Below are 26230 nucleotides of genomic sequence, written 5' to 3' on the forward strand. Positions count from 1 at the left end.
GAATAAGTATATCAAAAACAGAAACAACTTTGTGATTAATTATTCAACTGAGAATGAGAACTGTTCTCGTGGATTTGAAGAATAAAAGTATAGATAAAGGAAATGGGTTGAAATAATAGGAGCAAGGTTTTAGTTAGCATTAATCTGTTATTCTAAAATCTATATTGCGAAGATAAAATAGCGAATATTTAAAGCATTCAAATTTTGTATGTGTTGTTTAATATTCACATTGAAAGGCGCCTTCTATTGTACTTAAGATGAGTCTTTTTTTTAGAAGATAATCGTTTTAGTTTGTATTAATAATCATTCTAGTTGTATGTTTATATTTTCAAAAAAAGGAGAGCGGATAGCTAAATAAAATGACAAGCTAAAACAAAATCAGTGCCAATATTTTGGGATAGGGTCCTATTATTGATGAGAGACTAAAAAATTTCAAAATACTGTTGAGCAAGATTAACCACTATGAAAATAATCGATTAAAATTACAGGCCCTTTTTAGTATTTAAAAAGATTGGCTAAGCAAGGCTAGGAGATTGTTTGTAGCAGCTAAAAAATGTTCTAAAGTTAGTAAGAAATAGCTATTGAAATGTGACTGAACCAAAAGTATTTTTTTAAAATACTTAACAAATTTAAAGTAAACAATCATTTTTCCATCAATTATGAAAGTGAATGATCGTTTGGCCTTTTATTTATTCTTCTATCTTTTTATGCTTCGTTCAATAAGTTGGCTTTTAAGCGTTTTTCTTGTGCAATAAAGAAATTGACTTCTTTCAAAGTTGTAATCGAAGTTTGACCACCAATTTTTTTGACAGATAACGCTGAGGCAGCAGAGGAAAAAACAACCGAATCTTCGAGAGGTCGTCTTTGATCAGTACAAAAAGCGAAGGCTCCATGGAAAATATCACCTGCACCCGTGGTGTCCACCGGCGTTACCTTAAATGCTGGGAAGTGGTAAATTAATTTCTTGTCTTGCCAAATACATCCTTGATCGCCAATCGTGATCACTATTTGGTTTTTGTTAAGTATACGTAATTGTTTGAAAACCTCCTTCAACAGCTTTATTTCTTCCAGTCTAATTCTGATTCCAGTAGCTTGATAAGCAAAGTCTTCAGAGCAAACCAAGTAATCAACAGCTTGGATCAACTCTTTCAATTCTGGTTTATATGTTCCAGCATCCATTATTGACACGGCATTAGGGTACTTTGTAATTGCCTCTAGACCAACATTCAATTCATGACCATCTACAAGTAACACATCAGGAGATCTTTGAGGCAAAACAATCGGGAATTTCTGTTCCTTCATTGGTGAGTTCAGGATCGTTCGATGTCCGTTTTGTTCGTTGACAACAATACAACTAATACTCGTAGCCTGTTTATGGTCAACGTACAGTGAAGAGATGTCGACTTTTCCAGTTTTTAATGTTTGGAGTATTTCCTGGCCAAATAGATCATTGCCGATCCGAGCGATTAAACTGGTCTCGGCTCCCCAAGTACCACATAAATAGGCAGCATTTGCGGCTGGGGCTCCCATACATTCATGGCGATCAGGAATTCGATATTTTTGGTTTTCTATTAATGGTTCATTCACTGGGAAAGTTAAATCATAAACAGCCTGACCAATGCATAAAATACTCATTTTTTCTCCTTTCACAAAATGAAATTATAATCCGATATATTCAATAATTGTGCGTGTGATAACTAACAGTGGGATTCGTGAGTAGACGATTTGCTCACTGGCTTCCATAATTTTTTCAGAATGTCCGATTAATGTAATATTTGAATATTTTTCAAGTTCAGTTGGCGTTTTACAACAAATAGTAATTACTTTAGCGTTGCAATTATGAGCAGCTTTAGCCGTTATTGCCAACTCAGGTGTGCTGTTTTTTAGAGAGAGGATGATTAATGCATCTTTCGATGTGATAATACGATGAAATTTCTTCATCCACATAACATCTTTAACAATGATTGCGTTATACCCTAAAAGCTGCAAATACATCTGCAATTCATCAGCAATCAACGCAGTGAATCCGCGAGCACAAATAAAAATACGATCTGCATTTTTTAGAAATTCAATGCTTTGATAAATGTCTGTAGAACTGATTGAATTGATTGTCTCTGTGCATTCGCGATAAGACTTTGCCAAAATATTATTAACTACATAGGGGGCATTGACTGATTCTGCGGCTTCCTTTTGTTGAGAAATCTTATAACGCAGTTCATTGATTCCGGAAAAGCCACATTTTTGAATGGTTCTTGAGATCGTTGCAGAAGAGGTAAAGGTTTTTTCTGCGATCTTAGTGATCGATAATTCAGGAATGAGCTGCTCATTGCGGTTCAAGAAATCAATCACTTTCTTTTCTGACTCTGACAACTGTTGATAAACATCTTTCTTTATATCAATAATCATAATCTTCCTCCCAACTCATTTTCTCATAGTTTATCATGAATGGATTTTCAAGATTCCCGAAAATCATCAAAAACCTGTAAGGGTTTTCTTTGTTGGTGCATGGCTTTTGTAAATTGGACATTATATGATTAGGGTGAATCAAACGTACGTATATTCTAACATTTTTATATTTGTAGAAAATATAAAAGGATGGCCATCTTTTTGTTAGAGATTCAGATAATGCTTAGGAGGAGTTTTGATGTACGTTACTTTAAAAGAAGTATTGAAAGATGCAGATCGATTGAATATCGCGATTGGAGCGTTCAACACACATAACTTAGAAATGTTGCCGGCAATTATCAGGGCCGCAGTAAAGCAGAAAATGCCCGTTATCATTCAAACAAGCTGTGGGACAGCAAATTATGTTGGTCATCGAAATTTAGTTGCGATATGTAAATCAATGGCTGAAGAGTATGGAGTGGATGTTGTGCTACATCTAGATCACGCCAAGGATTTTGATGAAATTCGCAAAGCGATTCGAGCAGGATACAGCTCTGTCATGTTTGATGGTTCGTCCTTACCATTTAAAGAAAACATTCTGGGAACTAAGCAAGTGGTCAAATTCGCGAAAGAATATGGAGTAAGCGTTGAAGCAGAGTTGGGAATTGTTGGAGGAACCGAAGACGGCGTGGTTGTCAGCCAAGAAAAAGTTTTTTATACAGAGCCAAGAGACGCGGTTGAATTCATCGCTGAAACAGGAATTGACGCTTTAGCTGTTGCGATTGGCACCAATCATGGGCAATACATGTCGAAAACAGATATTAGTTTTGAACGGCTGAAGAAAATCAAAGAAGCGGTAACTATCCCCTTAGTGATTCACGGTGGTACTGGTGTAAAAGATGCTGATGTAAAAAAAGTCATCGATCTTGGAATCCGCAAGTTTAATGTAGGCACAGAGTTATTGGTTGGATGGAATCGAAAATCAAAAGAATGCTACGATCAGCAGAAAGAAAATGTTTCAAACCGAGAGAATGTTGTTCCTTGTTTAGAGACAATTGAAATGATTGTGACACAAAAAATCAACTTATTCAAAAATATTAGTGAATGAGAGGAGTTAAAATGAAAGCTGGATATTATGTGGGCGATTATAGGTATGAAGTTCGAGATATTCCTGAAAAGGAACCAATAAATGACGAGGTGAAGATTCGAGTCGCTTGGTGCGGATTATGCGGGACGGATGTTCACAAATTCCAAGGAAAAAATGGAGCAAGTGTGGTCGTACCACCAATTATTTTAGGACATGAGTGCTCAGGAGTAGTAACAGCAGTTGGACCTGAGTGCAAATATTTCAAAACAGGAGATCGAGTAGCCTGCGATCCCAGTTATGGCTGCGGGAAATGTAGTTGGTGTCAACAAGGTTTTCCCAATTTTTGCCTAGAACGTCATGGTGTGGCAAAAGGTTTTTCAGAATATGTTTATCCACCCGAACAAAATGTCTATCCGATTTCTGATTCTTTAGATCTGGAAACAGCAGCGTTCACAGAGCCTTTGTCGTGCGTGATTCACGGATTAGATTTGATCCAAATAGAAAGTGGAAGGACGGTTGCTATGTACGGAATGGGGGCAATCGGTTCCTTGATGTTGCAACTGATCAAATACAGCGGTGCTGCTGAGATTATTGTTATTGAACGAGAAAAAGAAAAAAGAGAGCTTGCTTTGATGCTTGGAGCAACGATAGCAGTGACGGATCAAGAAGTCGAAGCTATTTCAAAAGAAAGAAATATTGATTATGTTGTCGAATGCATCGGATTAACACAAACGATGGAACAAGCAATCAAGATTGCAGGAAAGAACAGCAAAGTTTTGCTTTTTGGATTAGGGGAACCTGATCAGCCTGTTTCTTTCAACCAGTTTGAGGCCTACACCAAGGAACTAAGTATCTATACCTCATATTTAAATCCGTATACATCTGAAAGGGCCGTCAAACTTTTGGAAAGCGGGTTGCTTGATACGAAAAGTATTATAAGCGCTGAATTGAGTATAGAAGAAGTCGGTGACGAATTAAGTGAGTTAGTTTATTCACGAAAAGGGAAAGTGATGGTTTATTTAAGTAAAGAACATTAGGGAGGAAAGAAAATGGTATTATCAGCAATTTTAGTTGCAATATTAGCAACAATGGGGCAGTGGTGGTTCTTTGGTCCTGTGACAAAATGTTTAGTTTATCCATTGACTACGGGTACATTGGTAGGAGTGTTCATGGGTGACCCGATGCTAGGTATGATGGCTGGTGCAAACATTCAGTTGATTTATTTGGGGTGGATCTCTGCAGGAGGAACAATGCCAAGTAATACGATTGTAGCTGGTGTATTTGGTACAGCAATGACGATTTTATCTGGTGCTGATGCAAAAATGGCAGTTACCTTTGCTATTCCATTCAGTATGTTAGGGTTGCTTTTAAATCAAGTATATATGACAGTGAATGCTGCTTGGATCCATCAGGCTGACAAACTGCTTGAAAAAGGCAATCTAAGAGGAGTCCGCTTAATGAATTTTGTACCTTCGGCATGTATGGCATTTGTTTTGTATGGTATTCCTGCATTTTTATTGGTTTACTCAGGAAGTGGATGGGCACAACAATTAATTGATATGGTTCCAAAGCACGTGATTAGTGCTTTAGAAGTGGTTGGCGGAATTATGCCAGCATTAGGAATAGCAATGCTGCTAAATTATTTAGGGAAGAGAAAATTGATTCCGTGGTTTTTTGCCGGATTCTTCCTAACCGTTTATTCAGGACTTGGAATGACAGCAATCTCGATTTTTTCGGCAATTATCGCATTGGTAATGTATTTAAATGGGAATAATAAATCAGAAGAAAAAGTAGAAAAGAAAAAAATCAAACGTTTATCCGTCAACCAAAAGGTAAATTCTGTAGAAGTAGCAAACGATAATAATCGGCTTAGTACAGATGCACCAATCGTTGAATATAATAAAAAACTGACTAAAAAGACTCTTATCAAAACATGGCTGTGGACGACGAGTACGGAAGCTTGTTATAACTATGAGCGTTTGCAGGCCCTTGGAGCGGCTAACCTGATGATTACACCGATTCGTGAATTGTACGATACTAATGAAAAACGTGTAGAAGAATTAAAGAAGTACATGGTCTTTTATAATTCAGAAGTATTTACGATAGGCCCGATTATTAATGGGATTGCTTGTTCAATGGAGGAAGCGCGTGCAAATGGAGAGGATATTGAAGCAAAAGATATTAACGCAGTGCGTACTGGATTAATGGGGCCAGTTGCCGGAATTGGTGATACAGTTATGCAAGGAATCTTGTTCCCAATTCTTTTTGGGATTGGTTGTTCGCTTGCTTTGGAAGGAAGTTATTTAGGCCCAATATTGTCATTTGTAGTTTTTGAAGCCTTAATTTTTGGGTGTGGCTATTTCATGTTTATGACAGGATACAATCAAGGCAAGAGCTCATTATTGAAAATCTTAAAAAATGGAACGATCGATAAAATTATTCATTCATTTAGTATTGTTGGTCTTATGGTAGTAGGTTCAATGGCGGCAAGTCGTGTAACAGTAAATACCCCGTTAGCATTTAAAATCGGACAAGGGTCGACAAAGCTTCAAGAAGTTTTGGATTCTCTTGCTCCAGGGTTAATTCCATTAGGACTGACATTATTGGTTTGGTGGATGCTGAAGAAAAAGATTAATACGCTGTACATCATCATTGCGATTTTTGTAGTTGGAATTCTCGCATATTACTTGGGTATACTAGGTTATGCGGCATAAAAAATGAGGTGAACGAATGGTTAACTTGGTTGTAATAAGTCATGGAGCGTTTTGCGAGGGGCTATTAGACAGTTTAGAAATGATTGCTGGAGACACCTTTGGGGTAAAAGCAGTCCCTCTGATTCCTGGCGAATCACCTGAGAGTTATCGCAAAAAATTAGCAGCAGTATTATCAGGGTTTGAAGATAAGGAAAGTGGTTCTATTATTTTTTCGGATATCGCTGGAGGAACTCCCTTCCAAAGTGCCGCCTATTTGTCAAAGGATTTTAAAATCGGTCTTATATCTGGTATGAATATGCCGATGCTATTATCGCTGGCACTTGGGAGAACAGATGAAGATACGATAGAAACTCTGATAGAAAAGGCAACCACAGGAGATTGCGTTGGGATTCAAAGCAGGTTATTTGGCAGAGAGGAGCGGAAAAAGCGTGCAAAACTTAGTATTAACAAGAGTTGATGACCGTTTGATTCATGGACAGGTAATGACTGCCTGGATCAAAAACAAAGGAGCCAATCAGGTAGTGATTGTCGACGATGAGACTGCTAACGATGAATACATGATCGAAGTTCTGGAGATGGCAATTCCAGAGGAAATCGCGATCGGCATTTTCACCAAAGAAGAGGGGGTTCAATTTTTTAGTCAGGGATTAGCTGAACCAACGATTCTTTTAGTAAAGGGACCAGAAGCTATCAACTATTTGGTTGATAATGGAATTAATATTAAAGAAGTGGATATAGGCGGTATGGGAACAAGATCGGATCGCAGTGTTTTATACAAGAATATTTCAACTAGTCAGGATGAGAATCAGCAATTCAAAGCCTTGCTCGATAAAAACGTAAACGTATTCATTCAGGTGATGCCGCAAGACAAGCCTGTCGGTGTGGAAAAATATCTGAAATAGGGGAACGAACGTAAATGGAAAAAATGGATGGAAAAGTCATAATCATCACAGGTGGAAGCAGTGGAATGGGAGCGGCAATGGCGAGGGATTTTATTTCACGAGGAGCAAAGGTTGCGATTTTTGATCTGAATGAAGCAAAAGGGAAAACATTGGCAGCTGAAATAGGTGAAATGGCCACTTATTACAAAATCGACGTCACCTCAAAATTAGAAATTGAAAAAGGAGTAGCCGCTGTTGAAGAAAAATATGGACCATTGACTACATTAATCAACTCAGCTGGTATTTCTAAAATGGTGCCATTTCTTGAAAGCAGTGAAGAGTTATGGGATACAACAATGAATGTCAATTTGAAGGCGACCTTTTTATGTTGTCAAGTTGCTATTAGACGAATGATAGAGCATGGTGGTGGCGAGATTCTGAATATGTCTTCTCTATCTGGTAAAAAGGCTAGTTCATGGCAGACGATTTATTGTGCCAGCAAGTTTGGGGTACAAGGATTGACGCAATCAATTGCAAAGGAGTTCGCGGATCAAAATATTCGAATTAATTCGATTTGTCCCGGTATCGTTTATACCGAAATGTGGGAAAAACTGAAATATGAATACGCTAGAAAACGAAACATTGATCCTGAAGAAGTGATGGATTATTTCAAAGGGAATATTCCGATGCATCGCTTAGTAGATATGCAGGATGTGATTAATGCCGCAGTATTTTTATTGACAGAAAGTTCTAGCTACCTGACAGGACAATCTATAAATCTTGCCGGTGGAGAATGGATGGATTAAAAGAGTGGGAGGATGTTGTAGAATGACTTCGTTGGATTTCAGTGGCAGAGAACAACTGTATTATCAGCTGTACGACCGCTTGTTCCAGAAAATTATCAATGGTACCTATACTATCGGAGAGTGTATTCCCTCTGAAAGTGAACTAATGAAGACATACCAAGTGAGCCGCGCAACTGCCAGACGTTCAATGGAAATGCTTGCCAACGACGGCTTTGTAAAGAAGCAGCGAGGACTTGGAACAGTCGTTATTTCTACACATCCAAAACATTCCCCTCAACGAGTAGCCAAATATTCAAGAAGAAAGCGGTTTGAGGATGTTATAACAAATAAAAAAGTTAACAACTTGAGTGTGATGAAAGCCTCTGAGGAGATTTATGAAGCGTTGAATTTGAAAGTAGATACTGAGATAATTTGTTTGAATCGTGTACGTTATGGGGACAAAAAACCTTACTATTTGGAGATCAATTATTTTGAGAAAGCGTATGTTCCGGAAATGCTGAATCGAAACTTTTCTGAGGAATCATTGCGTGTTTTTCTTGATAAAACCTACAACATTCAATGGTCTTATGCTAGTCAGAAAATCTATTCGATTATCGCTGCAGGTACTATCGCTGATCTTTTGAAAGTTGAAGAAGGAACCCCATTGCTGCATATCAAAAGAATCTCTTATGATGTAATGGATAATCCGCGTGAATATGTAGACAGCTACTATTTGGCTGATGAATATCATCTTGAAATAGAATTAACGATATAAAGGAATGAACAGATTTGAAGAAATCCTTGATTTTATTAGCAGGATATCCTGGAACAGGCAAAACCTATTTAGCTAATTTGATTTTAGTAAAATTTCCCAATATTGGTTTTCTTTCGCCAGATGAAATAAAAGAAAAAAATTGGGATCAATATGGATTTAAGAATTTGAGTGAAAAGGAACTATTGATTCAAAGAAGCTGGAAAGACTACTATCATGAACTGGAAATGCAATTTAAACAAGGTGTTAGCATGATTTCTGATTATCCCTTCAGTGAAAAGCAAAAGGAATGCTTACAGCAGTTAACTAAGAAATATGCTTATCAAGTATTGACTATTCGCCTGGTAGCAGAACTATCAGTTCTTTATGAACGACAAAAAGTTCGAGATTTAGATCATTCAAGACATTTGGGGCATCTATTATTGAGCTATCAAAAAGAGGATAGAATGGTAAACCATGAAAAGGCAGATAATTTGTTGGAGTATGATGAATTTATGAAGCGCTGCAAAACCAGAGGGTATGGTGAGTTTTCACTTGGAAGGTTGATTGAATTAGATGTGACTGATTTTTCTAGTGTTCATTACGAGGAACTCCTTGAAAAAGTCAATAAATTTCTCAATACTGAATAACATAGGTTCCTTTGAGTGGAGAAATCCACTCTTTTTTTCATTAATGGGAAAACCAAAAAACAATTGGACTTTTTTGTAGATAAAATTAAGTGTTGACATGGGACGCGTCCCATAGTTTATATTCATAGTAGAGAGTTAATATAGGCTATAAATTGGAGGTGAGTCAATTGGCCAATATTCGCGATATCGCTAAAATAGCAGGAGTCTCTAAAACTACCGTCTCGCGAGTGATTAATAATCATCAGTATGTTTCAGAGGAGATTCGAGAAAAAGTTCAAGCGGCCATCGAAAAGACGGGATATGTGGTCAATGGTAATGCGGTGAAGCTGAGTAACGGAAAAAATTATACGTTAGGTGTGACCTTGCCTTATAATAATTCCTGTTACGATCGACTAGTAAATAGTTTATTGTTTCACGCCAAGGAAAAAGGGTATCAAGTATTGCTTTTACCTACTTATTATGATGAAGAAACGGAAAGCGAGTACTATTCATTACTTGAAAAAAGAATGATCGATGGTTTGATCTTGGTTTCCCGAGCAAGGAATTTGAATGATTGGACGAAACTCAAATCGAGAGGACGAATCGTTTCTACGGAAAAGGTCGCTGATCCAAAAATTCCGATGATCTATCCGGATCGAAAAAAAACTTATGAGCAATTATTCAAACAGCTTGTTCAACAAGGGGTCTCTAAAGTTGTTTTTACCAACAAGCGTTCACTTTCTCAAAGTACTAGTGCCAGAGATAAGGTAGAATGTTATCAGAAATTTTTGGGGGAAGTAATAGAAGGAGAAAACTTCTTCACAGGAATTGAAGGCTATGACAGAGGGTATTTTTGGGCGAAGAAAACTTATGAAGAACAGCCGATTCCTGAAGTGATTTACGCCAATGCCGATGACACGGCGGCTGGTATTATTAGCGGGTTGCAGGAACTAGGGTTTAGTCATGGGAAGGATTATCAAATCATCGGTGAAGGAAATTTACCTTATAGCAAGCTTTTGAACTTTTCTACGATTGATTTTCTACCGGACGAAATTGGTTCAAAGGTGATTGATTATATTTTATCGGATCAAGCAACAGTGAATATTGCTATGGAACCGAAGTTTATTAAGAGATAGACAGGGGAAAGGAAAGAAAAAACATGCATATTGAACACGTAGCGATTTGGACAAAGGATTTAGAGAAGATGAAGGCGTTTTATGAAAAGTACTTTAACGTCAGCAGCACGGAACTTTATCATAATAAAAAAACAGGTTTTAAGTCTTATTTTGTCAGCTTTGATTCAGGCAGCCGCTTGGAGCTGACCTCAAAGCAGCATCTTTCTAATCGAGTGGCTGATAGTTTGGGTTATACTCATCTGGCGATTTCAGTTGGTACTAAAGCAGATGTAGATGCGTATGTCGAAAAATTTTTAACTGATGGATTCCCGCTATTGAATGGGCCAAGAACGACAGGCGACGGTTATTATGAAGCAGTCATTCAAGATCCAGAGGGGAACTTGATTGAGCTTACAACCGACTAGAATATCTAAGCAGCAGTTGAAGAAGCGACTGCTGCCATTTTTTTGTTTGAAAAAGCAAGCAAATCTCTTTATGCTTAAGAAGCAGATGGTGAAAGGTGGGGAGTAACTATGGAAAAGAGCAGCGAAAGAAGACAATACAATGAGCGACTGGCGCAAGCGGATGATTTTTTTAAGAAGTTTAGTGCACTGGATACTGAAACATATCAAGCCAGTGTTCTTGATAAGCGGCAAAAGGAATTGATTGGACTAACCATTTCAATTATGTCAAAATGCGAAGAGTGTATTCTTTATCATTTGGAAGAATGTCAAAAAAACGGTGTCACACGAGAAGAAGTAATGGAAGTAGTGAAGATGACGGTAATTGGCGGCGGATCAGTTCTCTATCCTCTTGCTCGAAAAATTTTGAAGCTGTTGGAAGAACTAGCGTATAAATAAAAAATAAGTTTAAGTTGATTTATCTTCTGCTGATTTGCTATACTGTCTTTGAAAATAAATCAACCACCTATTAACGAATGGAGTATGTTTTGTGAGTGTCACAGATATCTAATCAATAAGCTGAATAGCCGAATAAGCCTAGGTTTATTTGGTGTGCTTGTAGAAGTGGTATCTGTCGAATGAATGGGAGTATTGTATTCTCAAGGCGATAGTATGACTATCGTCTTTTTTTGTCCTCCCAGCTTTATACAGTTTGCTTAATTATCAATGAGTCAGATGATATTCAGCAAAATCTTTGCTGCTTCGTTGACTGTATTCTTTCATAATTTTAGGTGAGAATTTATTTTCGAGGCAGATATCACTGAATAGAAAAATGAAAAAGGAGAATGATGTATGCTATCGGAAATAGAGGTTTCACTAGGAAGGAGAAAGAATATGATAACAGGAGAAAAACAAACTTATGAATACAATAAATACCGGAAACCACCAAACTGAAACAATCGCACAAGTTACTGCTGTCTATAAAGATTTATTTGAGATTATGACTGATAAAGGAGTCGGATTGGCTAGAGTAAAACGCGGTCATTATGATGATAAACAAGGCGTTTATCCTGCCACTGGCGATTATGTCGCTGTTGATTGGCAAGGGACAGATCAAAGTATCATTTATCGTACACTGCCGCGAACGTCACGTTTATCACGAATGGATTCCTTTAACGGCAAAGAGCAGCTGATTGCCGCTAATTTTGATTATGTCATGATCTTACAGTCACTAAATCATGACTTTAACCTGCGCCGTTTAGAACGATATTTGACGATGGCTTGGCAATCGGGAGCGATACCGATTGTTCTATTAACAAAAACAGATCAGGCAGGAAACTATTCTGATCAATTTGTAGCAGCTCAAGCTATCGCATTGGGAGCAGAAGTCCATGCGATAAGCGCACAAACAGGCGAAGGTATGGAAGGGCTGTCGCAATACCTGCAGCCAGATAAGACCGTTGTTTTAGTTGGTTCCTCGGGTGTTGGAAAATCTACTTTGATCAATCGATTATTAGGAACAGAGGTCATGGAAACACGTGAGATTCGTGAAAAAGATGGTCGCGGCCGTCACACAACCAGTCACCGTCAATTATTCAGATTGAAAAATGGCGGGAAGCTGATCGACACACCGGGAATGCGCGAAGTTGGAATGTGGGATGTCAGCGAAGGTCTAGAGGAAAGCTTTGCAGATGTAGAAGCATATTTTGGCAGATGCAGATTTAAGGATTGTCGTCATCAAAGCGAGCCGAATTGTGCAGTCAAGGAAGCGCTGCGCAATGGAGAATTATCGACAGAACGATGGGAAAGCTATCTGAAGCTTCATGCTGAAGCTAAATATACCAACGATAAAACGGCATATTTAAAGGAAAAAGAAATTTGGTTAAAAGACATCAGCAAGTTTGCTAGACAAATAAAAAATAAGTATCAACATACGGCGTGTATAGAAAGCTTTATTTGCCAAGAATGTGGAATGCCGACGAATCCAGAAAGTGCTGGAAGCCAGCATCGCAACCACTGTCCACATTGTTTAGTCAGTATCCATGTAGACAATCGACCGGGAGATCGTGCTTCGATGTGTAAAGGGCGAATGGAGCCCATCAGTATTTGGTCAAAGACAGATGGCGAATGGGCAATCATTCATCGTTGTCGCGATTGTGGCACATTAAAAACTAATCGTGTTGCTGCTGATGATAATCAGAAGCTATTGATGAGTTTAGCAGAAAAAGCATTGAAGCATCCACCGTTTAAAATTGGTTAATAGAGGCTGACTCAAAGGCCCCTTGAGCAATGAATCAGAATATAAAAGCCGAACGACTTTACCGCTATCCTGACTGATAGTACAAGGTCGTTCGGTTTTTTGTTTTACGAAAGGAGGCCGGATTCTTCCCTTTGTCAAAAGGTTATCCTTGCTTCTCTATTTTTTGGAGATCAGCTTCTTCTTTTAGATTGAATCATTTACAGCTGAGGAGAAAACGATATGCGTGGACGGTGTGCCAAAGCGCATCGTTTCATCAATGAATGCTTCTAAAAGCTCCATATCTTCAGCAACGACTTTGACCAGATAGCTATAGTATCCGGCAATACGATAATACTTTAATACCATTGGCTGCTTCGAACAAAATTCGCGGAACGCTTTACAATTGACCGTTTCAAACATGATAAAGGCTGTGATACTTTTCCCCATTTTTTGGTAATCGATATTTATGGTGTATTTTTCGATAATCCCTGTATCTTCCATCTTAATAATCCGCTCCTTCACAGCTGGGGAAGTAAGGGAGACTTGCTGAGCAATTTCACTATAGGAGGCACGCGCATTTTTCTTTAAAAGATTCAATATTTTTCTATCTGTTTCGTCCATTATGAATCAACCTTGTATATTTAGATTACTCAATTATTTCGACAGTTCCGTTTTATTCAGTCGTTTTTTTATATAATTGAGTTAGACGCTGTGGACTAGTAAATCAATCACCAGATTCCTTTGGAATACTGTTTCAGAAAGGCTCTAGCCACAGCTCTTTGTCACATTGTTAATAAGTTTGTTAGCGCATGACATCTGATTATGACGCTTGATTGATCGCAAGGTTACATAGGCAAAGAGTACGTGGAACACAGCGTAACTATATGAATGTTAGGAGTGCTACCTCATGCTATACGTCGGAATTGATGTTGCTAAACACAAACATGATCTTGCAGTACTTGATAGTGATGGGACCATTTTCATTCGCCATCTTCAAATTAGAAATAATCGCGAAGGGTTCTTAAAACTTCAAATGACTTTATCCAACCTCCAAAAAACGACGGGTGAAGAGATTCAAATTGCCTTAGAAGATACTGGTCACTATTGTTTTAACATTCTGCGATTCCTTCGGACTCAGGGCTATCCGACATTTAGCTATAATCCCTTTTTAATCAAAGAGTTTGCTAAAAATCAAAGTTTACGAAAAACCAAAACGGATAAAAAAGATGCTATGACAATTGCTCGTAAATTACGAGAAGATATTGATAAACAGCTTTTTGATACAGAGACAATCATGATTGAGTTAAAGTATGCGACGAGACATGTTTCAAGAATCAAAGAAGACTGTACACGTAAAAAAGTAAACTATACCCGTATTTTAGATATTATATTTCCCGAGTTAGCTTCCTTCCTAGGAGCTCCTTCTGCGAAACATCAATCCTATGTCTACGCAGTTTTAAAAGAATATCCATCTGCCAACAAACTAGGAAATGCACATTTGACCAAGTTGACAAACCTTGTTTCACAACACTCAAAAGGACGTCTTGGGAAAGAACAAGCTATTCAGCTAAAAGAATTAGCTCAGTCATCAATTGGTCAAGAGTCTTCTGCTTTAGAATTTGAATTGCTTCAAACCATAGATATCATTCGCTATTTTGCCTCTATGCGGATAGCTGCTGAAAAGGAAGTGAATCGTTTGATGGTCGAAATTGATTCGCCTATTTTGACTATCCCTGGAATTGGGCCAGCTTTAGGAAGCGTTATTTTGGCGGAGATTCGCACCATTAAAAACTTCCGTTCACCTAATCAACTACTTGCATATGCTGGTGCAGAACCCTCTGTCTCGACCTCTGGAATGAATCAAACAGAATCTGGGTACATGGTTAAGCGGGGATCTTCTCAACTCAGATGGGCCTTACACGAAGCAGCTAGACTCATGTCTATTTGGTCGCCATCCATGCGCGAGTATTACCAGAAAAAGCGCTCTGAAGGGAAACATTATAATGTCGTAATTAGTCATGTTGTCAGAAAACTCGTTCGAATTATTTTTCGTGTCCTAATGTATAACGAATCTTATGATGAGGTAAAAATGGTTGTTAATTGACTGCCTCAAAAATATTCAATTTTTGAGGCTTATTTGTGTTGTTTAAAATTTCAAATACACAGTGTTATTCAATCATTTTCATTTTGTACTTGACTCAATATAGTTTGTCTTTCTTTTGTTAAGTGAAGTGGGCTAAATTCTTTATTTATTAAAGCAAATAGCTCTAAAGACTTTAAAACCGTACTGTAGGTCGTAATAGCTATACCTTATCATAAATAAAATAAGAAGGAGGAATTTAGATGAAAAGAATTTTATTGCTATTGGCTAATGGTTTTGAATCCTATGAAGCGAGTGTGTTTACTGACGTGTTTGGCTGGAATCTTTATGAAGGCGATCGAACAACAGAACTGGTTTCTGTTGGATTGCACTCTGTTTTGGAATGCACCTGGGGCTATTCGTGTATTCCTATGCATCAATTGCAGGAAATTGAGCTGGGAGATTTCGATGCGCTGGCGATTCCTGGGGGTTTTGAGGAAGCAAACTTCTATGAAGATGCATTTAGTGAGGAATTTTTGGAGGTCATTCGAGAATTTGATCAGCAGAACAAACCGATTGCGGCCATTTGCGTTGCTGGACTGGCAGTTGCCAAGAGTGGTGTGTTAAGTGGCCGCACTGGAACGACCTATCGTTTCAAAAACAATCCACGGCAAATGCAAATGAGACAACTGGGTGTTCAAGTACTATCGACTGAACGGATCGTGGAGGATCAAAACATCATTACTTCCTCTTCACCAGAAACAGCATTGGATGTAGCCTTTCGCTTATTAGAAAAATTGACAAGTAAAGAGAACACATTTGAAGTAAAACAAAGAATGGGGTTTACAAAGTAATGGGCGAATACTCGCATATTACGGCAATTTTTGCGAGTATTTTCAAGTCCTCTCGTGCTAAACTGAAAGCCAGAAAAGTTGAAGAGAGGCAAAAGAATGAAATTCAAAGGACCAATGCTAGTCGTGAAGGATATTGAAATTGCAAAGAGATTTTATACCGAAGTAATCGGTGTACGGGTGATTGCTGATTTTGGAGAAAATGCCACTTTGACAGGAGGGCTGGCTTTGCAGACCGAAAGCTCCTGGGCAACGTTCACAAAGTGTACTAGTGATTTTTTTACTTATCAGGGCAATGTCGCAGAAATGTATTTTGAAGAAGAAGACTTTGACGGGTTTCTCAAGAAAATTTCAACGTTAGAGGTCGAGCGCGTAGGCGAGGAAATGGAAATGCCTTGGGGTCAGAGAGTTCTTCGTCTTTATGATCCAGATAAGCACATTATTGAGATTGGTGAGGATATGAAGGTTATGATGAAGCGGCTGTATGAAACGGGCTTATCCATTGAACAACTTGCCGAAAAAACGTTCATGTCGCCGAAAATTGTGGCAAAAATGTTGAGGTAGAAAGCAGAGCAGCGACCGATTACTCGGCCGCTGTTCATTTATTTTTGGTATATAGCGATACACCGCGCGGTATAGCCCGGAGCATTTGAAACATTTGGAAAACTGCAAGCGATGATTGCACCAGTAGCTGGCAGCTGATCAAGGTTGCAAAGCATCTCAATTTGATATTTATCTTGCTCGAGCAGATAACGCTCTCCTTGCCAAGGAACAACTAAATTAGCAACAGCGGGATCTGTATCGGGTGTTTCATGGCCAATTGCGGTGATCGTTCGTTCTTCACTCAAAAATTTTAGTGCTTCCAATGACCATCCAGGATAGTGAGGCTGGCCAGTCTCATCAGGTGCAAAGAAATCTTCCCCTTGACGCTTTGACCAGTCTGTTCGAACCGCAACGAAGCAATCGTCAGGGAATTGTCCATATTTTTCCTCCCAAGCGGTTAGATCATCAACAGTTATCGCATAATCGATATCGTTTGTAACTTTTGCTGTCAGGTCTACAACACAAAGCGGCAGCACGGTTTCCTTCAGTGTGATTTGATCAAGTGTTCGTCCACCTTCAACAAAATGAGATGGGGGATCAATGTGGGTCCCATATTGACTGACCAGCTTATACTCACTGGCGCAAACAGTATGCTCATCGTAGGTAAATACTTCTGACATTTCAAGTGTATTATATCCAGCATAATGCGGTGTTTTTTCATTGACCGGATGACTCAAATCAACCCATTGATAGGTAGGTGATTTTATAGTATCCAGCAGCTTCCACAGATTGTTACTCATTATTTATTCCGCCTTTCTAAGCCATGATTTGCTTAACGCCATTTAAAAATCGCTCGACTTCTTCAATTGTATTATATGGAGCAATACCCGCTCGAATAAAGCCGCCAGTTTGATCGATTCCCAAGCGCTCTACAAGAGTAAGTGCGTAAAAATGTCCTTCTGCGATAAAAATACCATAGTCTTCGCACATTCGTGTACAAAATTCAATAGGAGAAATACCTTCAGCGCGAAACGCGATCGTCGGTGTTTTTGCTTGTTTGCTTTGATAAAGCTTAATGCCTGGAATTTCTGCTAAGCCTTGGCGAATTTGTTCAGCAAGCATGTTTTCATAATGCTCAATCGCATGATAGCCACTGACCAATTGCTCTTTCAAGGATTCGCCTTCACCTAAACTAGCGATAAAGTGGATTGCTTCCGAAACTGCTGGAATACCTTCGTGATTTTGGGTTCCAATTTCTAATCGGTCAGGAACATTATTGGGAGCAGGAACGACTTTATAAATTTCAAGACTATCAAACAGTTCTTTACGGATGACCGCCATACCGACGTGAGACGCGAAAAATTTGTAAGCAGAAGAGAACAGCATATCGATTCCCAGCTCCTGCATATCAACATAGATGTGAGGGATGCTGTGTACAGAATCCACCGCGACTAAGGCCCCTACTTCTCTGGCTTTTGCTGAGACAGCCTTGATGTCCGTGATTGTTCCGACGCAGTTTGAGGCATGCCCTACGGCGATCAGCTTCGTTTTTGGACTAATCAATTCATCTAATTTATTCAACTCCAGTTCTAAAGTAGTTGTATTTAATGGGATATACTTTACAATAACGCCGCGATCTTCTGCAGCTCTGCGCCAGGAATCAATATTAGAATGATGCTCAAGCTCAGTTAAAATAATTTCATCACCTGCTTCCCACTGGTTTGCCAAGGCTCGACTAGTATGGAACATCATCGTAGTAGCGTTCGGTCCAAAAGCAATCTCTGAAGAATGAGCATTGAATAAGACAGCAATATCTTCTTTGGCTTTTTGAATCAAGGCTTCAGTTTCGTGACTAGTAGGAAAATTACCATGCAGGTTGGCTGCGCCATTGCGCATATAATCACTGATCGCTGTGATTGCGCTGTCTAAAAATTGTGATCCGCCAGGACCATCGAAATAGGCTACTGTTTGTCCATTGTGAGTTCGTTTTAAAGCGGGAAATAATTCTCTGACTTCTTCGATCGGAAATGCTTTTTCCATCAATATCACCTTCCTGAAACGTTTATTTGATACCTTTAGTTTAATAAATAGGTGGGAAGGGTGTCTAAATAAGTACGATGACCGATTTTGGGAGAACTTTAGGTTTTTAAATGAAACAATAATGGCTATAAAACGTAAAAAACTACCTATTGTGAAAACGGTTGCAAAAATAAAGACAGTGAATTATACTGGTGTATCATGTTAAGGAATGGGGCGAGGTATTTGATCAATGTAGAAAAGTTTGAGGTGTCAAAAAGAGAGCATCCATTTTTTTCAATTACTGATTTAGTCTATCTATTTCTCCAAGAAGAAATCATTCATCTGCATCTGCGACCAAATGAAAAACTCAATGAAAGTCGAATCGCCAATGAACTTAAAATCAGCCGGACACCTGTTCGTAAAGCACTGGATAAATTATTGGAAGAATTTTTAGTAGAAAAAAAAGGCAAGCTTTACACTGTTGCCAGTATGAGTAAATCAGAAAGCCTATTATTATGTGAAGCGCGGATCGCGATCGAGGGCTATGCTGTATTCTTAGCAACGAGCAAAATCACTCCAGAGCAAATAAAGCGCTTAGAGGAATTAACGGTAGAATACGAACAAGTTGATCTAGAAGACGGCAGCTGGCAGTACGCGGAATGTGATCACGCTTTTCATAATATAGTGATTGAGGCAGCGGAAAATCCGCATATTTCCCGCATGTACGAAACCATGGAGCTGCGTTTACGTCACTATCGCCATTGCCTGATCGGGGAAATTGGGAGAAAACAGTTGCGGCCGATCCTTGATAAATCAGCTAGAAATCATCGAGCGATACTAAATGCGATAAAATTAGGTTTTGCCGATCAGGCCAAGGCCTTGATTGAGAAGGACATTAGAGGCATGTACGAAGTATTTTTTGAATGGCGTTAAAGTAGAAAATAAAGTAAATCAGCGGCATAGTTGGAGGACAGTCTGTTTTACTACATGTTAGATAGGAGCGATCTGCTCCTTTTTTGTTGCGCTGACAATGCCGCGTATAAACTTTAAAGACAAAGATTACTCTTTTTTTAAAAAATTTTGATTTATGATTGACTCCCACGTTACGTGTGATTCTATACTATAAGTAAGCTAGCGAGATGGAAAAAAAGGAGATTAAAAAATGTTTAAAATTGGAGAATTCTCAAAAATATCAAATACAACTGTTCGAACACTGGATCATTATGCCGCATTAGGGCTGTTAAAACCAAAGGAAATAGATGATCAAACAAATTATCGTTATTACTCAGCTGATCAGCTGTCCCAGTTGAACCAGATCAAATTGCTGCAGCAAACAGGATTACCGTTGAAAACAATCAAAGAGATTATTGATACCAATGATTTAGACTTTTTAGAGCAGCATTACAATCTTCAGGAGGAGAAATTGCAAGAGGATTTGGAGGAGCTGCTGACAAAGCAGCGCATGGTCTCGCTCCTTAAGCAAAACATGAAAGAGGGAAAAAATATGACTCAATACAATGTAGTAGTAAAAGAGATTCCAGAAAGAAATGTTCTTAGTGTACGTGGTGTTATCGCAGATTACACCTTGGAAGGGGAGCTGTGGCAAAAACTGCAGCAGGGCGTAAGTGAGACGAATGCGAAGCTGAAGCAACCGCCGTTAAATATGACTCTTTTCCACGATGTAGAATATGTAGAAAAAAATGCAGACGTGGAAGTCCAGACAAGCGTCGTGGGTGAGTACCCAGAAGCAGCTGCGAGCACATTTAAGAAGGCACCAGGCTTTATCATGGCCTCAGTAACTTTCAGCGGGAGCTTTGAACAAATGCCGCAAGTCACTCAAACAATTGCTGAATGGTTAGAGGCAAATGAGTATAAAATCGTCGGTCCAATGATCAACATTGGTCATGTCTCACCTGGTGAAGATCCAAATCCTGAAAATTGGGTGACTGAATCGGGTTTTGTCGTTTCAAAATAATTTTACAAGTTCAACTAGCAGTCATTTATGTGGTACGAATAAGTGACTGCTTTTTGATTGAAAGGAGTCATTTTATGGAATATATAATTGAAGACTTCACCCCGTCAGGTGGAAAACATTGCATCACGAACGCTTTGAAGCAAGTGTTTGATTACTATGACCATCCACTGTCTGAGGCGATGCTGTTTGGACTTGGTTCTGGGTTGGCTTTTACGTATATAAACTTAGCCAATTCACCGATGATATCCGGCAGAACGAAACCTATCGAATTTGAAGAGAAGCTTGCAGAACGTCTAACTATTAAAGCCAAATGTCGTAAGCCTAAAAACTATGAGAATTGTCTCGTAAAGACGATAAAGCTGATTCAGCAAAATCATCCAGTTCTCATTTATGTTGATATGCCGTTCATGAAGTATTTAGAAATGGCTCCGTCCAGCCACTTTGGCGGACATGCTGTAGTCTTGTTTGGATTTGATGAGGAGAAACGTTTGTTTTATGTGAGTGATCGGGATAATTCTGACTATCCGATTCATACACCTAGAGGGGAAATTGCCAGTGATTATCATCTGGTAAGCTATCAAGAAATTGAACAGGCGCGAAGCAGCAGTTTCAGACCATTTCCTGCAAAAAACAAATACTTTGAATTTGATTTTTCGACTTATACAGAACGTCTGACGACAAGTATCATCGCTGCCATAAAGGATACTTGTGAAAGTATGTTGAATCCTCCCGCAAAACTGCTTGGAATTAATGGAATAGTAAAATTTTCGCAGGAAATTCTAAAATGGCAGCATTTTTCTCAGGACAAGTTGAAAATAGCCGGAATAACGAATTATTTCCAAATCAGTCAGGATGGGGGAACTGGAGGCGGGATCTTTCGTAAAATGTATGGCGAATTTTTACTAGAGGTGGATGCTATTCTGCCTAATAAAGGAATCGCTGAGCTTGCAGCAGGGTTCATACATTTAGGAGACCAATGGGATATTCTTGCTGCTGATTTATGGTACTTGGGGGAAACAGGAGATTCAAAAATGCTGCAACCGTTAAGTAAACAAATTTCAGAAATGGCAACAACTGAGAGAACACTGCTGCAACAGCTAAAACTAATGATCGATAGTTAAGACAAAGTAACCCATCCACCCGTGAAAACGGGTGGCTTTTTAACACCTCTAGAAGAGGTCCCCACTCACGTACTCCATAAATGGAGCTTCCTAAAAGACCGCCAACCGCTCGGCGCTCGCTACTTTATTTCTTTTTCTTACTTTTGAATGGATCAACGTATTCTCGTTTACTTATACTATCTCGAATACGATCATCTGATTCCTGCTCTCTTATATATTTTGCGATTGTCTTTTGATTCAACCCCACTGTACTTACGTAATATCCTCTAGACCAGAAACTTTTATTCCCATATTTATAGACTAAGTTTCCATGCTGCTCATGGATCAGAGTCGCACTTCTGCCTTTTAAAAATCCCATGAACTGAGAAATGCTTATTTTCGGTGGAACTCTTACTAACATGTGGATATGATCTGGCAGTGCATGAGCTTCGATGATTTCTACTTCTTTCATCTCACAAAGTTTACGCAAAATTCTTCCGATATCTTTTCTTAACTCACCATAAATTACTTTCCTTCTGTATTTTGGTGTGAACACGATGTGGTACTTACAATTCCAGCGTGTATGTGATAAACTTTTGTCGTCATTTGATGGCATAGAAAAACTCCTTTCGATAAAATGAGCGGTTGGTAGCCACTTAGTAGTCTATCGAAAGGAGTTTTTAACGCTAAAGCTCTTTCGTCCACGCGTAGAAACGCGCGGTTTTTTTGTTTCACTCGCTAACACGAGCGAAACTGACTGAAGTCATTAATGAAAGAAAAGGATTGAACGGAATGCCGTTCAATTCTTTTCTTTTATTAGTTCAAATAGGTCAACTGGTTGATTAGAGTAGTCATCCGATAGTCCTCAATTTTCCGGCCTAAAGCAGCTAAGCTTTTCGCTGAAGGAACATCCTCTAAAACAAATAGTCGCTCTTCAGGAATCGCAGGAGTCGAAAAATTGGTTACATAAAGATCGGAGATCAAGGATTTTGGAGCCGATTCAGAATAGATTTTATCTGATTGGATATTCAATAAAAGCTTTCCATGATAATTTTTGTCTAAGTAATAAGCTAAAAGCATGGCATGCTTTGCTCCTAAATCGCTGCACACTTCTGTTGAAACAGGCTTCCGCAGAGCATCCAATTGCTCTGGCAGATCGTCCCAGTAAATAAACAGCTTGAACAAAATCAAATGATAATACATCGAATACCAGGGGAAGCGGGTTCTCGCTTCTTGATCTTTCAAAGTTTTCTCTAAAACCTTACTAAAAACAGCGAAGTCCCTTTGAACCGTCAAACTATTATAGAGCTCACGGTTGTAGGCGATATATGTTTCGTAAGGGTACACTTTATAGGAACAATAAACGGATTTCAATAAGGCGATGCAATGTTCACGACTATCTTCAGAAAAGGTAATTCCCAATGCTTGAGTGACCAAAGAAAGGGTTGTATGACAAAGACGCTCAATTCTCATTTCTTCTTCGACATTGTCCCAAGCGTGATCATACCAAAAGATTGTCTGGATCAGATCATTTTGGTGCTGTTTCGTAAGCAGTAATGAAAAATGAGCCATAATCCTATTGATAGGCTCTGCAAAGTGCTTCAATTTTTCTACCGATTGGACATTTTGTTTGTTAGAGTTAAGGAAGCCCTGTTCTTGTCGTAGAAGACTGACAGCTATCAAGAAGGAGTATTCCGTTTTCTGGAGAAAATTAAGCTTCAGGTTAAATTGATCATTTAAGTGATTGATTGCTCCAAGAATCTTCTTTTGATCGAGTTGAAATGGCCAGCCATAAACATCGTAGACTTCCAAAAAATATCCCGCCATAAATAATCGCACTTGAAGTTCGTCTTTGCCGACAAGGGTCAAATTATTTCGATCAACCTGTAAACCGCGCATCTCTAAGCCTTCATTGAGCTTGACGATCCGCCGATATAAGCTTGAAGAGCTGAGAAATAATTCTTTTTCTAAGTCCGTCCGTAATTTTCCTGGTTGAAAAAAAAGAATTTCCAATAGTTGGAAGGTCGGTGATTCTTTAAGGATATCCGAAAAAATCTCACGTACCGTATGATTATCTTTTTCAGTCAGGTGCAGGTCTCCCGAAGTGTTTTTTTCAATTTGAACGATGTCGCCCCATTGATCCTCAATTTCTAAACAATCATTCATAATAGTTTTGGGTACTGCATCGACCTTTTCAGCCAGATGCTTTACAGAAACATAGTTATTGGCTGTTCGGAGAAGTTCGATTAATTCGATTTGACGATTTTGGGTAGAAGATAAGGCATGTCTCATGGTAGACCTTCTTTCAATCGATTGATACTTCTAGTATATAGGAAAAAATCTTAAGTGAAAATAATAAAGATAGTTAATATGCAAAGTATTTTATAATAAATTTTACAGACATAGCAGGAATCGAATCAGAGATTGTGGCATACTTAACATAGTAGGAATGATAAAGGAGTGAAAGAGTGAAATGAATCGATCAATTGACGGATTCAAATTAAAAATGATTGCAATTATTGCGATGCTGCTAAATCATATCGGCAGCGGATTTAGCCTTAATGAACAGTCTGCTGCTGTTTTTTTCTTTACAGAATTCATTGGCAAATTGACTTTTCCAATCATGGCTTATCTGTTAGTGGAAGGCTTCTATTACACACATGACAGAAAGAAATATGCAGGGAGGATGGCATTTTTCTGGCTGCTCTCTATCTATCCCTTCCATCTATTATTTGGAGGTAATCATCCTTTTAGACTTTTTGAACTGGTAAATAATATCTTTTTTACACTCTTGATGGGTTTATTGTTGATGGTATGCTGTGAGAGAGTAAAATCACCGTTGTTGAGAAAAGTACTTGCCTTTTTCTTTGCAGTGCTGACGATAACTTCTGATTGGTCGTTGATCGGTGTGTTTTTAATTTATGGCTTTTATAAATGGAAAAACAGTAAAATTGGTGTTTGGTGGCCGATTCTTTATACCACATTTTTTTTAACGGTGATGTTGTTAATGATGCATTCGGCGGCTCCTCAAGCAATCCCGCTTTATCAAGTGTTTACCGGTCTAGGTATGTTGCTGGTGATTCCTTTACTATTTGCCTATAACGGAGAAAGAGGATACTCGCCAAAATGGGTAAAATGGGGGTTTTATGGTTTTTATCCATTGCATTTAGCTGTATTAGCGTTGATTCGTTTCTTGATTTAGGATATGGAGGAAAAGATGGAGTATTTTATTCGAGAGTTAGAGGCATCAGAATATCCGCTGCTGGCCGAGTTTCTATATCAAGCCATTTTCCAAAAGGACGAGGAGCATCCTATCTCGCGTCGTGTAATCGAGGAGCCGGCTCTCAACATTTATATTAAAAACTTTGGCAGTTATCAAGAGGATTTTTGCCTCTGCGCTGAATTTGACAGGAAAGTTGTTGGTGCGGTGTGGGTCAGAAATATCGATGGATTTGGTTCAATTGATGATCAGACCCCTGAGTTTGCCATTTCCCTTCTTCCTCAGTATCGAGGGTATGGTATTGGGACTGCCTTGATGAGAGAGATGTTGAAACGATTAAAAGAGAAAAGGTACGCTCAGGTCTCTTTAGCTGTCCAAAAAGAGAATTATGTATTCAGAATGTATACAAAAGTAGGTTTTGAGATTATTACTGAGACGGCTGAAGAATATATCATGGTTTGTAGACTCAACTAGACCAAAAAAGCTGATAGTTTCCAGAGAAATAACTTATAAGTTTTACAAATTACAGGGGGAATGAGATACTTTAGTTAAGTTTTAGGGCTAAAGTCGGATGGAAAGTTGTATCCAAAGTTATAAAATGGTATAAATAAAGTTAAAAGGGGAAAACATTATGAAGAAAATAGTTGTTTTAGGTTTATCTGTTGCATTACTAGCAGGGCTGGCAGGCTGCAGCGAAAAACCAGCTGATTCAAATAGCTCAAGCGCCAGTTCACAAAAGAGCAGTCAAACGAGCCAAAGCCAATCGAGCAGCGAGACAAGCACTAATTTCAAAGTGAGTGTAGACGATGCAATCAAGTCTTATCAAGAAGCGTATCCTGATAGCGATATCACTTCTATTGATTTAGAAACTTCTTTCGGCAAGTATTTATACAAAATTGAAGGTGTCGATGATAATAAGGAATATGAAGTACGAGTAGATGCCGATACGAAGGATGTTTCTAAAGAGCGTGAAGAAAATCTGGACATGGAAGACAAAGATGGCGTGAAAAGAAAAGAAGACAAGCTGGATTTAGAAAATCTGTTAAGTATTGAAGAAGTTTCCGATATTGCCACAAAACAAGTTGGCAGCGGGAAAGCGACGGACTGGAGCTTAGACAAAGAAATGGGTACCACTTATTGGGAAGTTAAAGTTTTGGATGGTCATAAAGAAACCGAAGTTAAAATCAATGCCCAATCTGGAGAGGTATTAGAAAGTGAAACGGATGATTAATGCTTAAGCAAACCTGCGGTTGACTCCGCAGGTTTTTTTGAGGAGATCTATCGATAGATTCTGCAATGTTAGTTCTCCATTAAAAAAGAACCCATTCAGCTTAGCATTAAAAGTAGGATGGAAAAGATCCTTTTCTCTCTGAGTAATGTCACAGGATTGAATCAATAAAGAACCGCCAAAGAGGCAACTAGCCCTTTTGACGGTTCGGGTTTGTCAACTAAACT

Annotated in this window: 28 protein-coding genes; 21 read left to right on the forward strand and 7 right to left on the reverse strand. The window is 38.7% G+C overall.

The window, feature by feature from the left end:
* Positions 1 to 705 precede the first annotated feature (705 nt).
* Together JZO85_RS21835 and JZO85_RS21840 are read right to left on the reverse strand one after the other, a co-directional pair.
* Positions 706 to 1635: a carbohydrate kinase family protein gene (locus JZO85_RS21835; protein WP_207110639.1), complete on the reverse strand. Its 930-nt coding sequence runs from the start codon at positions 1633 to 1635 to the stop codon at positions 706 to 708.
* Between the two features lie 24 nt (positions 1636 to 1659).
* Complete coding sequence (locus tag JZO85_RS21840; RefSeq protein WP_207110640.1) at positions 1660 to 2406, reverse strand: MurR/RpiR family transcriptional regulator; 747 nt, start codon at positions 2404 to 2406, stop codon at positions 1660 to 1662.
* Positions 2407 to 2644: 238 nt separating this feature from the next.
* Here JZO85_RS21840 and JZO85_RS21845 point away from each other — a divergent pair, with 238 nt between their 5' ends.
* The 12 genes from JZO85_RS21845 to rsgA all read left to right on the forward strand — a co-directional run bounded on the left by JZO85_RS21845 (position 2645) and on the right by rsgA (position 13008).
* Positions 2645 to 3493, forward strand: a complete 849-nt coding sequence (locus tag JZO85_RS21845; protein WP_207110641.1) for a class II fructose-bisphosphate aldolase — start codon at positions 2645 to 2647, stop codon at positions 3491 to 3493.
* Positions 3494 to 3504: 11 nt separating this feature from the next.
* The gene (locus JZO85_RS21850) at positions 3505 to 4509 is read left to right on the forward strand and encodes a zinc-dependent alcohol dehydrogenase family protein (RefSeq protein WP_207110642.1); all 1005 of its coding nucleotides are present in this window, start codon (positions 3505 to 3507) and stop codon (positions 4507 to 4509) included.
* Positions 4510 to 4521: 12 nt separating this feature from the next.
* The gene (locus JZO85_RS21855) at positions 4522 to 6186 is read left to right on the forward strand and encodes a PTS system mannose/fructose/sorbose family transporter subunit IID (RefSeq protein ID WP_207110643.1); all 1665 of its coding nucleotides are present in this window, start codon (positions 4522 to 4524) and stop codon (positions 6184 to 6186) included.
* A 16-nt stretch (positions 6187 to 6202) separates the two neighbouring features.
* Positions 6203 to 6643 (forward strand): PTS sugar transporter subunit IIA, encoded by a 441-nt coding sequence (locus JZO85_RS21860; protein WP_207110644.1) that lies wholly within the window; start codon positions 6203 to 6205, stop codon positions 6641 to 6643.
* On the forward strand, positions 6615 to 7088 hold the full coding sequence (locus tag JZO85_RS21865; RefSeq protein WP_207110645.1) for a PTS sugar transporter subunit IIB: 474 nt from the start codon (positions 6615 to 6617) through the stop codon (positions 7086 to 7088). The genes JZO85_RS21860 and JZO85_RS21865 overlap by 29 nt, the downstream gene beginning before the upstream one ends.
* Positions 7089 to 7102: 14 nt before the next feature.
* Positions 7103 to 7873, forward strand: a complete 771-nt coding sequence (locus tag JZO85_RS21870; RefSeq protein ID WP_242550495.1) for an SDR family NAD(P)-dependent oxidoreductase — start codon at positions 7103 to 7105, stop codon at positions 7871 to 7873.
* A 22-nt stretch (positions 7874 to 7895) separates the two neighbouring features.
* On the forward strand, positions 7896 to 8627 hold the full coding sequence (locus JZO85_RS21875) for a GntR family transcriptional regulator (RefSeq protein ID WP_207110646.1): 732 nt from the start codon (positions 7896 to 7898) through the stop codon (positions 8625 to 8627).
* A 14-nt stretch (positions 8628 to 8641) separates the two neighbouring features.
* Complete coding sequence (locus tag JZO85_RS21880; RefSeq protein WP_207110647.1) at positions 8642 to 9253, forward strand: AAA family ATPase; 612 nt, start codon at positions 8642 to 8644, stop codon at positions 9251 to 9253.
* A 167-nt stretch (positions 9254 to 9420) separates the two neighbouring features.
* On the forward strand, positions 9421 to 10368 hold the full coding sequence (locus tag JZO85_RS21885; protein WP_207110648.1) for a LacI family DNA-binding transcriptional regulator: 948 nt from the start codon (positions 9421 to 9423) through the stop codon (positions 10366 to 10368).
* A 23-nt stretch (positions 10369 to 10391) separates the two neighbouring features.
* Positions 10392 to 10772 carry a VOC family protein gene (locus tag JZO85_RS21890; RefSeq protein WP_207110649.1) on the forward strand — a complete coding sequence of 127 codons (381 nt, stop codon included), beginning with the start codon at positions 10392 to 10394 and terminating at the stop codon, positions 10770 to 10772.
* Positions 10773 to 10880: 108 nt separating this feature from the next.
* Complete coding sequence (locus JZO85_RS21895) at positions 10881 to 11207, forward strand: carboxymuconolactone decarboxylase family protein (RefSeq protein WP_207110650.1); 327 nt, start codon at positions 10881 to 10883, stop codon at positions 11205 to 11207.
* Between the two features lie 460 nt (positions 11208 to 11667).
* On the forward strand, positions 11668 to 13008 hold the full coding sequence (rsgA, locus tag JZO85_RS21900) for a ribosome small subunit-dependent GTPase A (RefSeq protein WP_207110651.1): 1341 nt from the start codon (positions 11668 to 11670) through the stop codon (positions 13006 to 13008).
* 183 nt (positions 13009 to 13191) lie between these two features.
* Here rsgA and JZO85_RS21905 read toward each other — a convergent pair whose 3' ends face one another.
* Positions 13192 to 13608: an Lrp/AsnC family transcriptional regulator gene (locus JZO85_RS21905; protein ID WP_207110652.1), complete on the reverse strand. Its 417-nt coding sequence runs from the start codon at positions 13606 to 13608 to the stop codon at positions 13192 to 13194.
* A gap of 286 nt (positions 13609 to 13894) precedes the next feature.
* Between JZO85_RS21905 and JZO85_RS21910 the strand changes: the two genes are divergently transcribed.
* The 3 genes from JZO85_RS21910 (at position 13895) to JZO85_RS21920 (ending at position 16482) form a co-directional block, all read left to right on the forward strand.
* Complete coding sequence (locus JZO85_RS21910; RefSeq protein WP_207110653.1) at positions 13895 to 15091, forward strand: IS110 family RNA-guided transposase; 1197 nt, start codon at positions 13895 to 13897, stop codon at positions 15089 to 15091.
* A 239-nt stretch (positions 15092 to 15330) separates the two neighbouring features.
* Complete coding sequence (locus JZO85_RS21915; protein WP_207110654.1) at positions 15331 to 15921, forward strand: DJ-1/PfpI family protein; 591 nt, start codon at positions 15331 to 15333, stop codon at positions 15919 to 15921.
* Between the two features lie 96 nt (positions 15922 to 16017).
* On the forward strand, positions 16018 to 16482 hold the full coding sequence (locus JZO85_RS21920; protein WP_207110655.1) for a VOC family protein: 465 nt from the start codon (positions 16018 to 16020) through the stop codon (positions 16480 to 16482).
* 38 nt (positions 16483 to 16520) lie between these two features.
* Here the strand turns inward: JZO85_RS21920 and JZO85_RS21925 are convergent, their stop codons facing one another.
* Positions 16521 to 17261, reverse strand: a complete 741-nt coding sequence (locus JZO85_RS21925; protein ID WP_207110656.1) for a cyclase family protein — start codon at positions 17259 to 17261, stop codon at positions 16521 to 16523.
* Positions 17262 to 17277: 16 nt separating this feature from the next.
* Entirely contained in the window at positions 17278 to 18501 is a 1224-nt protein-coding gene (locus JZO85_RS21930) for a cysteine desulfurase-like protein (protein WP_207110657.1), read from the reverse strand.
* Between the two features lie 222 nt (positions 18502 to 18723).
* Here JZO85_RS21930 and JZO85_RS21935 point away from each other — a divergent pair, with 222 nt between their 5' ends.
* The 3 genes from JZO85_RS21935 to JZO85_RS21945 all read left to right on the forward strand — a co-directional run bounded on the left by JZO85_RS21935 (position 18724) and on the right by JZO85_RS21945 (position 21576).
* The gene (locus JZO85_RS21935) at positions 18724 to 19413 is read left to right on the forward strand and encodes a GntR family transcriptional regulator (RefSeq protein WP_207110658.1); all 690 of its coding nucleotides are present in this window, start codon (positions 18724 to 18726) and stop codon (positions 19411 to 19413) included.
* A 229-nt stretch (positions 19414 to 19642) separates the two neighbouring features.
* Positions 19643 to 20455, forward strand: a complete 813-nt coding sequence (locus tag JZO85_RS21940; RefSeq protein WP_207110659.1) for a MerR family transcriptional regulator — start codon at positions 19643 to 19645, stop codon at positions 20453 to 20455.
* 74 nt (positions 20456 to 20529) lie between these two features.
* A complete protein-coding gene (locus JZO85_RS21945; protein ID WP_207110660.1) occupies positions 20530 to 21576 on the forward strand; it encodes a BtrH N-terminal domain-containing protein in 1047 nt (348 codons plus the stop codon).
* Positions 21577 to 21700: 124 nt separating this feature from the next.
* On the opposite strand, the gene tnpA is transcribed toward JZO85_RS21945, so the two are convergent.
* Both tnpA and JZO85_RS21955 read right to left on the reverse strand, forming a co-directional pair.
* Positions 21701 to 22171: an IS200/IS605 family transposase gene (gene tnpA / locus JZO85_RS21950; RefSeq protein WP_207110661.1), complete on the reverse strand. Its 471-nt coding sequence runs from the start codon at positions 22169 to 22171 to the stop codon at positions 21701 to 21703.
* 200 nt (positions 22172 to 22371) lie between these two features.
* Complete coding sequence (locus tag JZO85_RS21955) at positions 22372 to 23847, reverse strand: AcpB/EbpR/MafR family transcriptional regulator (protein ID WP_207110662.1); 1476 nt, start codon at positions 23845 to 23847, stop codon at positions 22372 to 22374.
* A gap of 181 nt (positions 23848 to 24028) precedes the next feature.
* On the opposite strand from JZO85_RS21955, the gene JZO85_RS21960 reads away from it, so the two are divergent.
* From JZO85_RS21960 to JZO85_RS21970, 3 genes are all read left to right on the forward strand, one after another.
* Positions 24029 to 24757, forward strand: a complete 729-nt coding sequence (locus JZO85_RS21960; RefSeq protein WP_207110663.1) for a TraX family protein — start codon at positions 24029 to 24031, stop codon at positions 24755 to 24757.
* A 15-nt stretch (positions 24758 to 24772) separates the two neighbouring features.
* Positions 24773 to 25249 (forward strand): GNAT family N-acetyltransferase, encoded by a 477-nt coding sequence (locus JZO85_RS21965; protein ID WP_207110664.1) that lies wholly within the window; start codon positions 24773 to 24775, stop codon positions 25247 to 25249.
* A gap of 157 nt (positions 25250 to 25406) precedes the next feature.
* Positions 25407 to 26006, forward strand: coding sequence for a PepSY domain-containing protein (locus JZO85_RS21970; protein ID WP_207110665.1), 600 nt, complete (start codon positions 25407 to 25409; stop codon positions 26004 to 26006).
* The last annotated feature ends 224 nt before the right edge of the window (positions 26007 to 26230 follow it).

Source organism: Candidatus Enterococcus murrayae, from assembly GCF_017315985.1.
Classification (GTDB): domain Bacteria; phylum Bacillota; class Bacilli; order Lactobacillales; family Enterococcaceae; genus Enterococcus_A; species Enterococcus_A murrayae.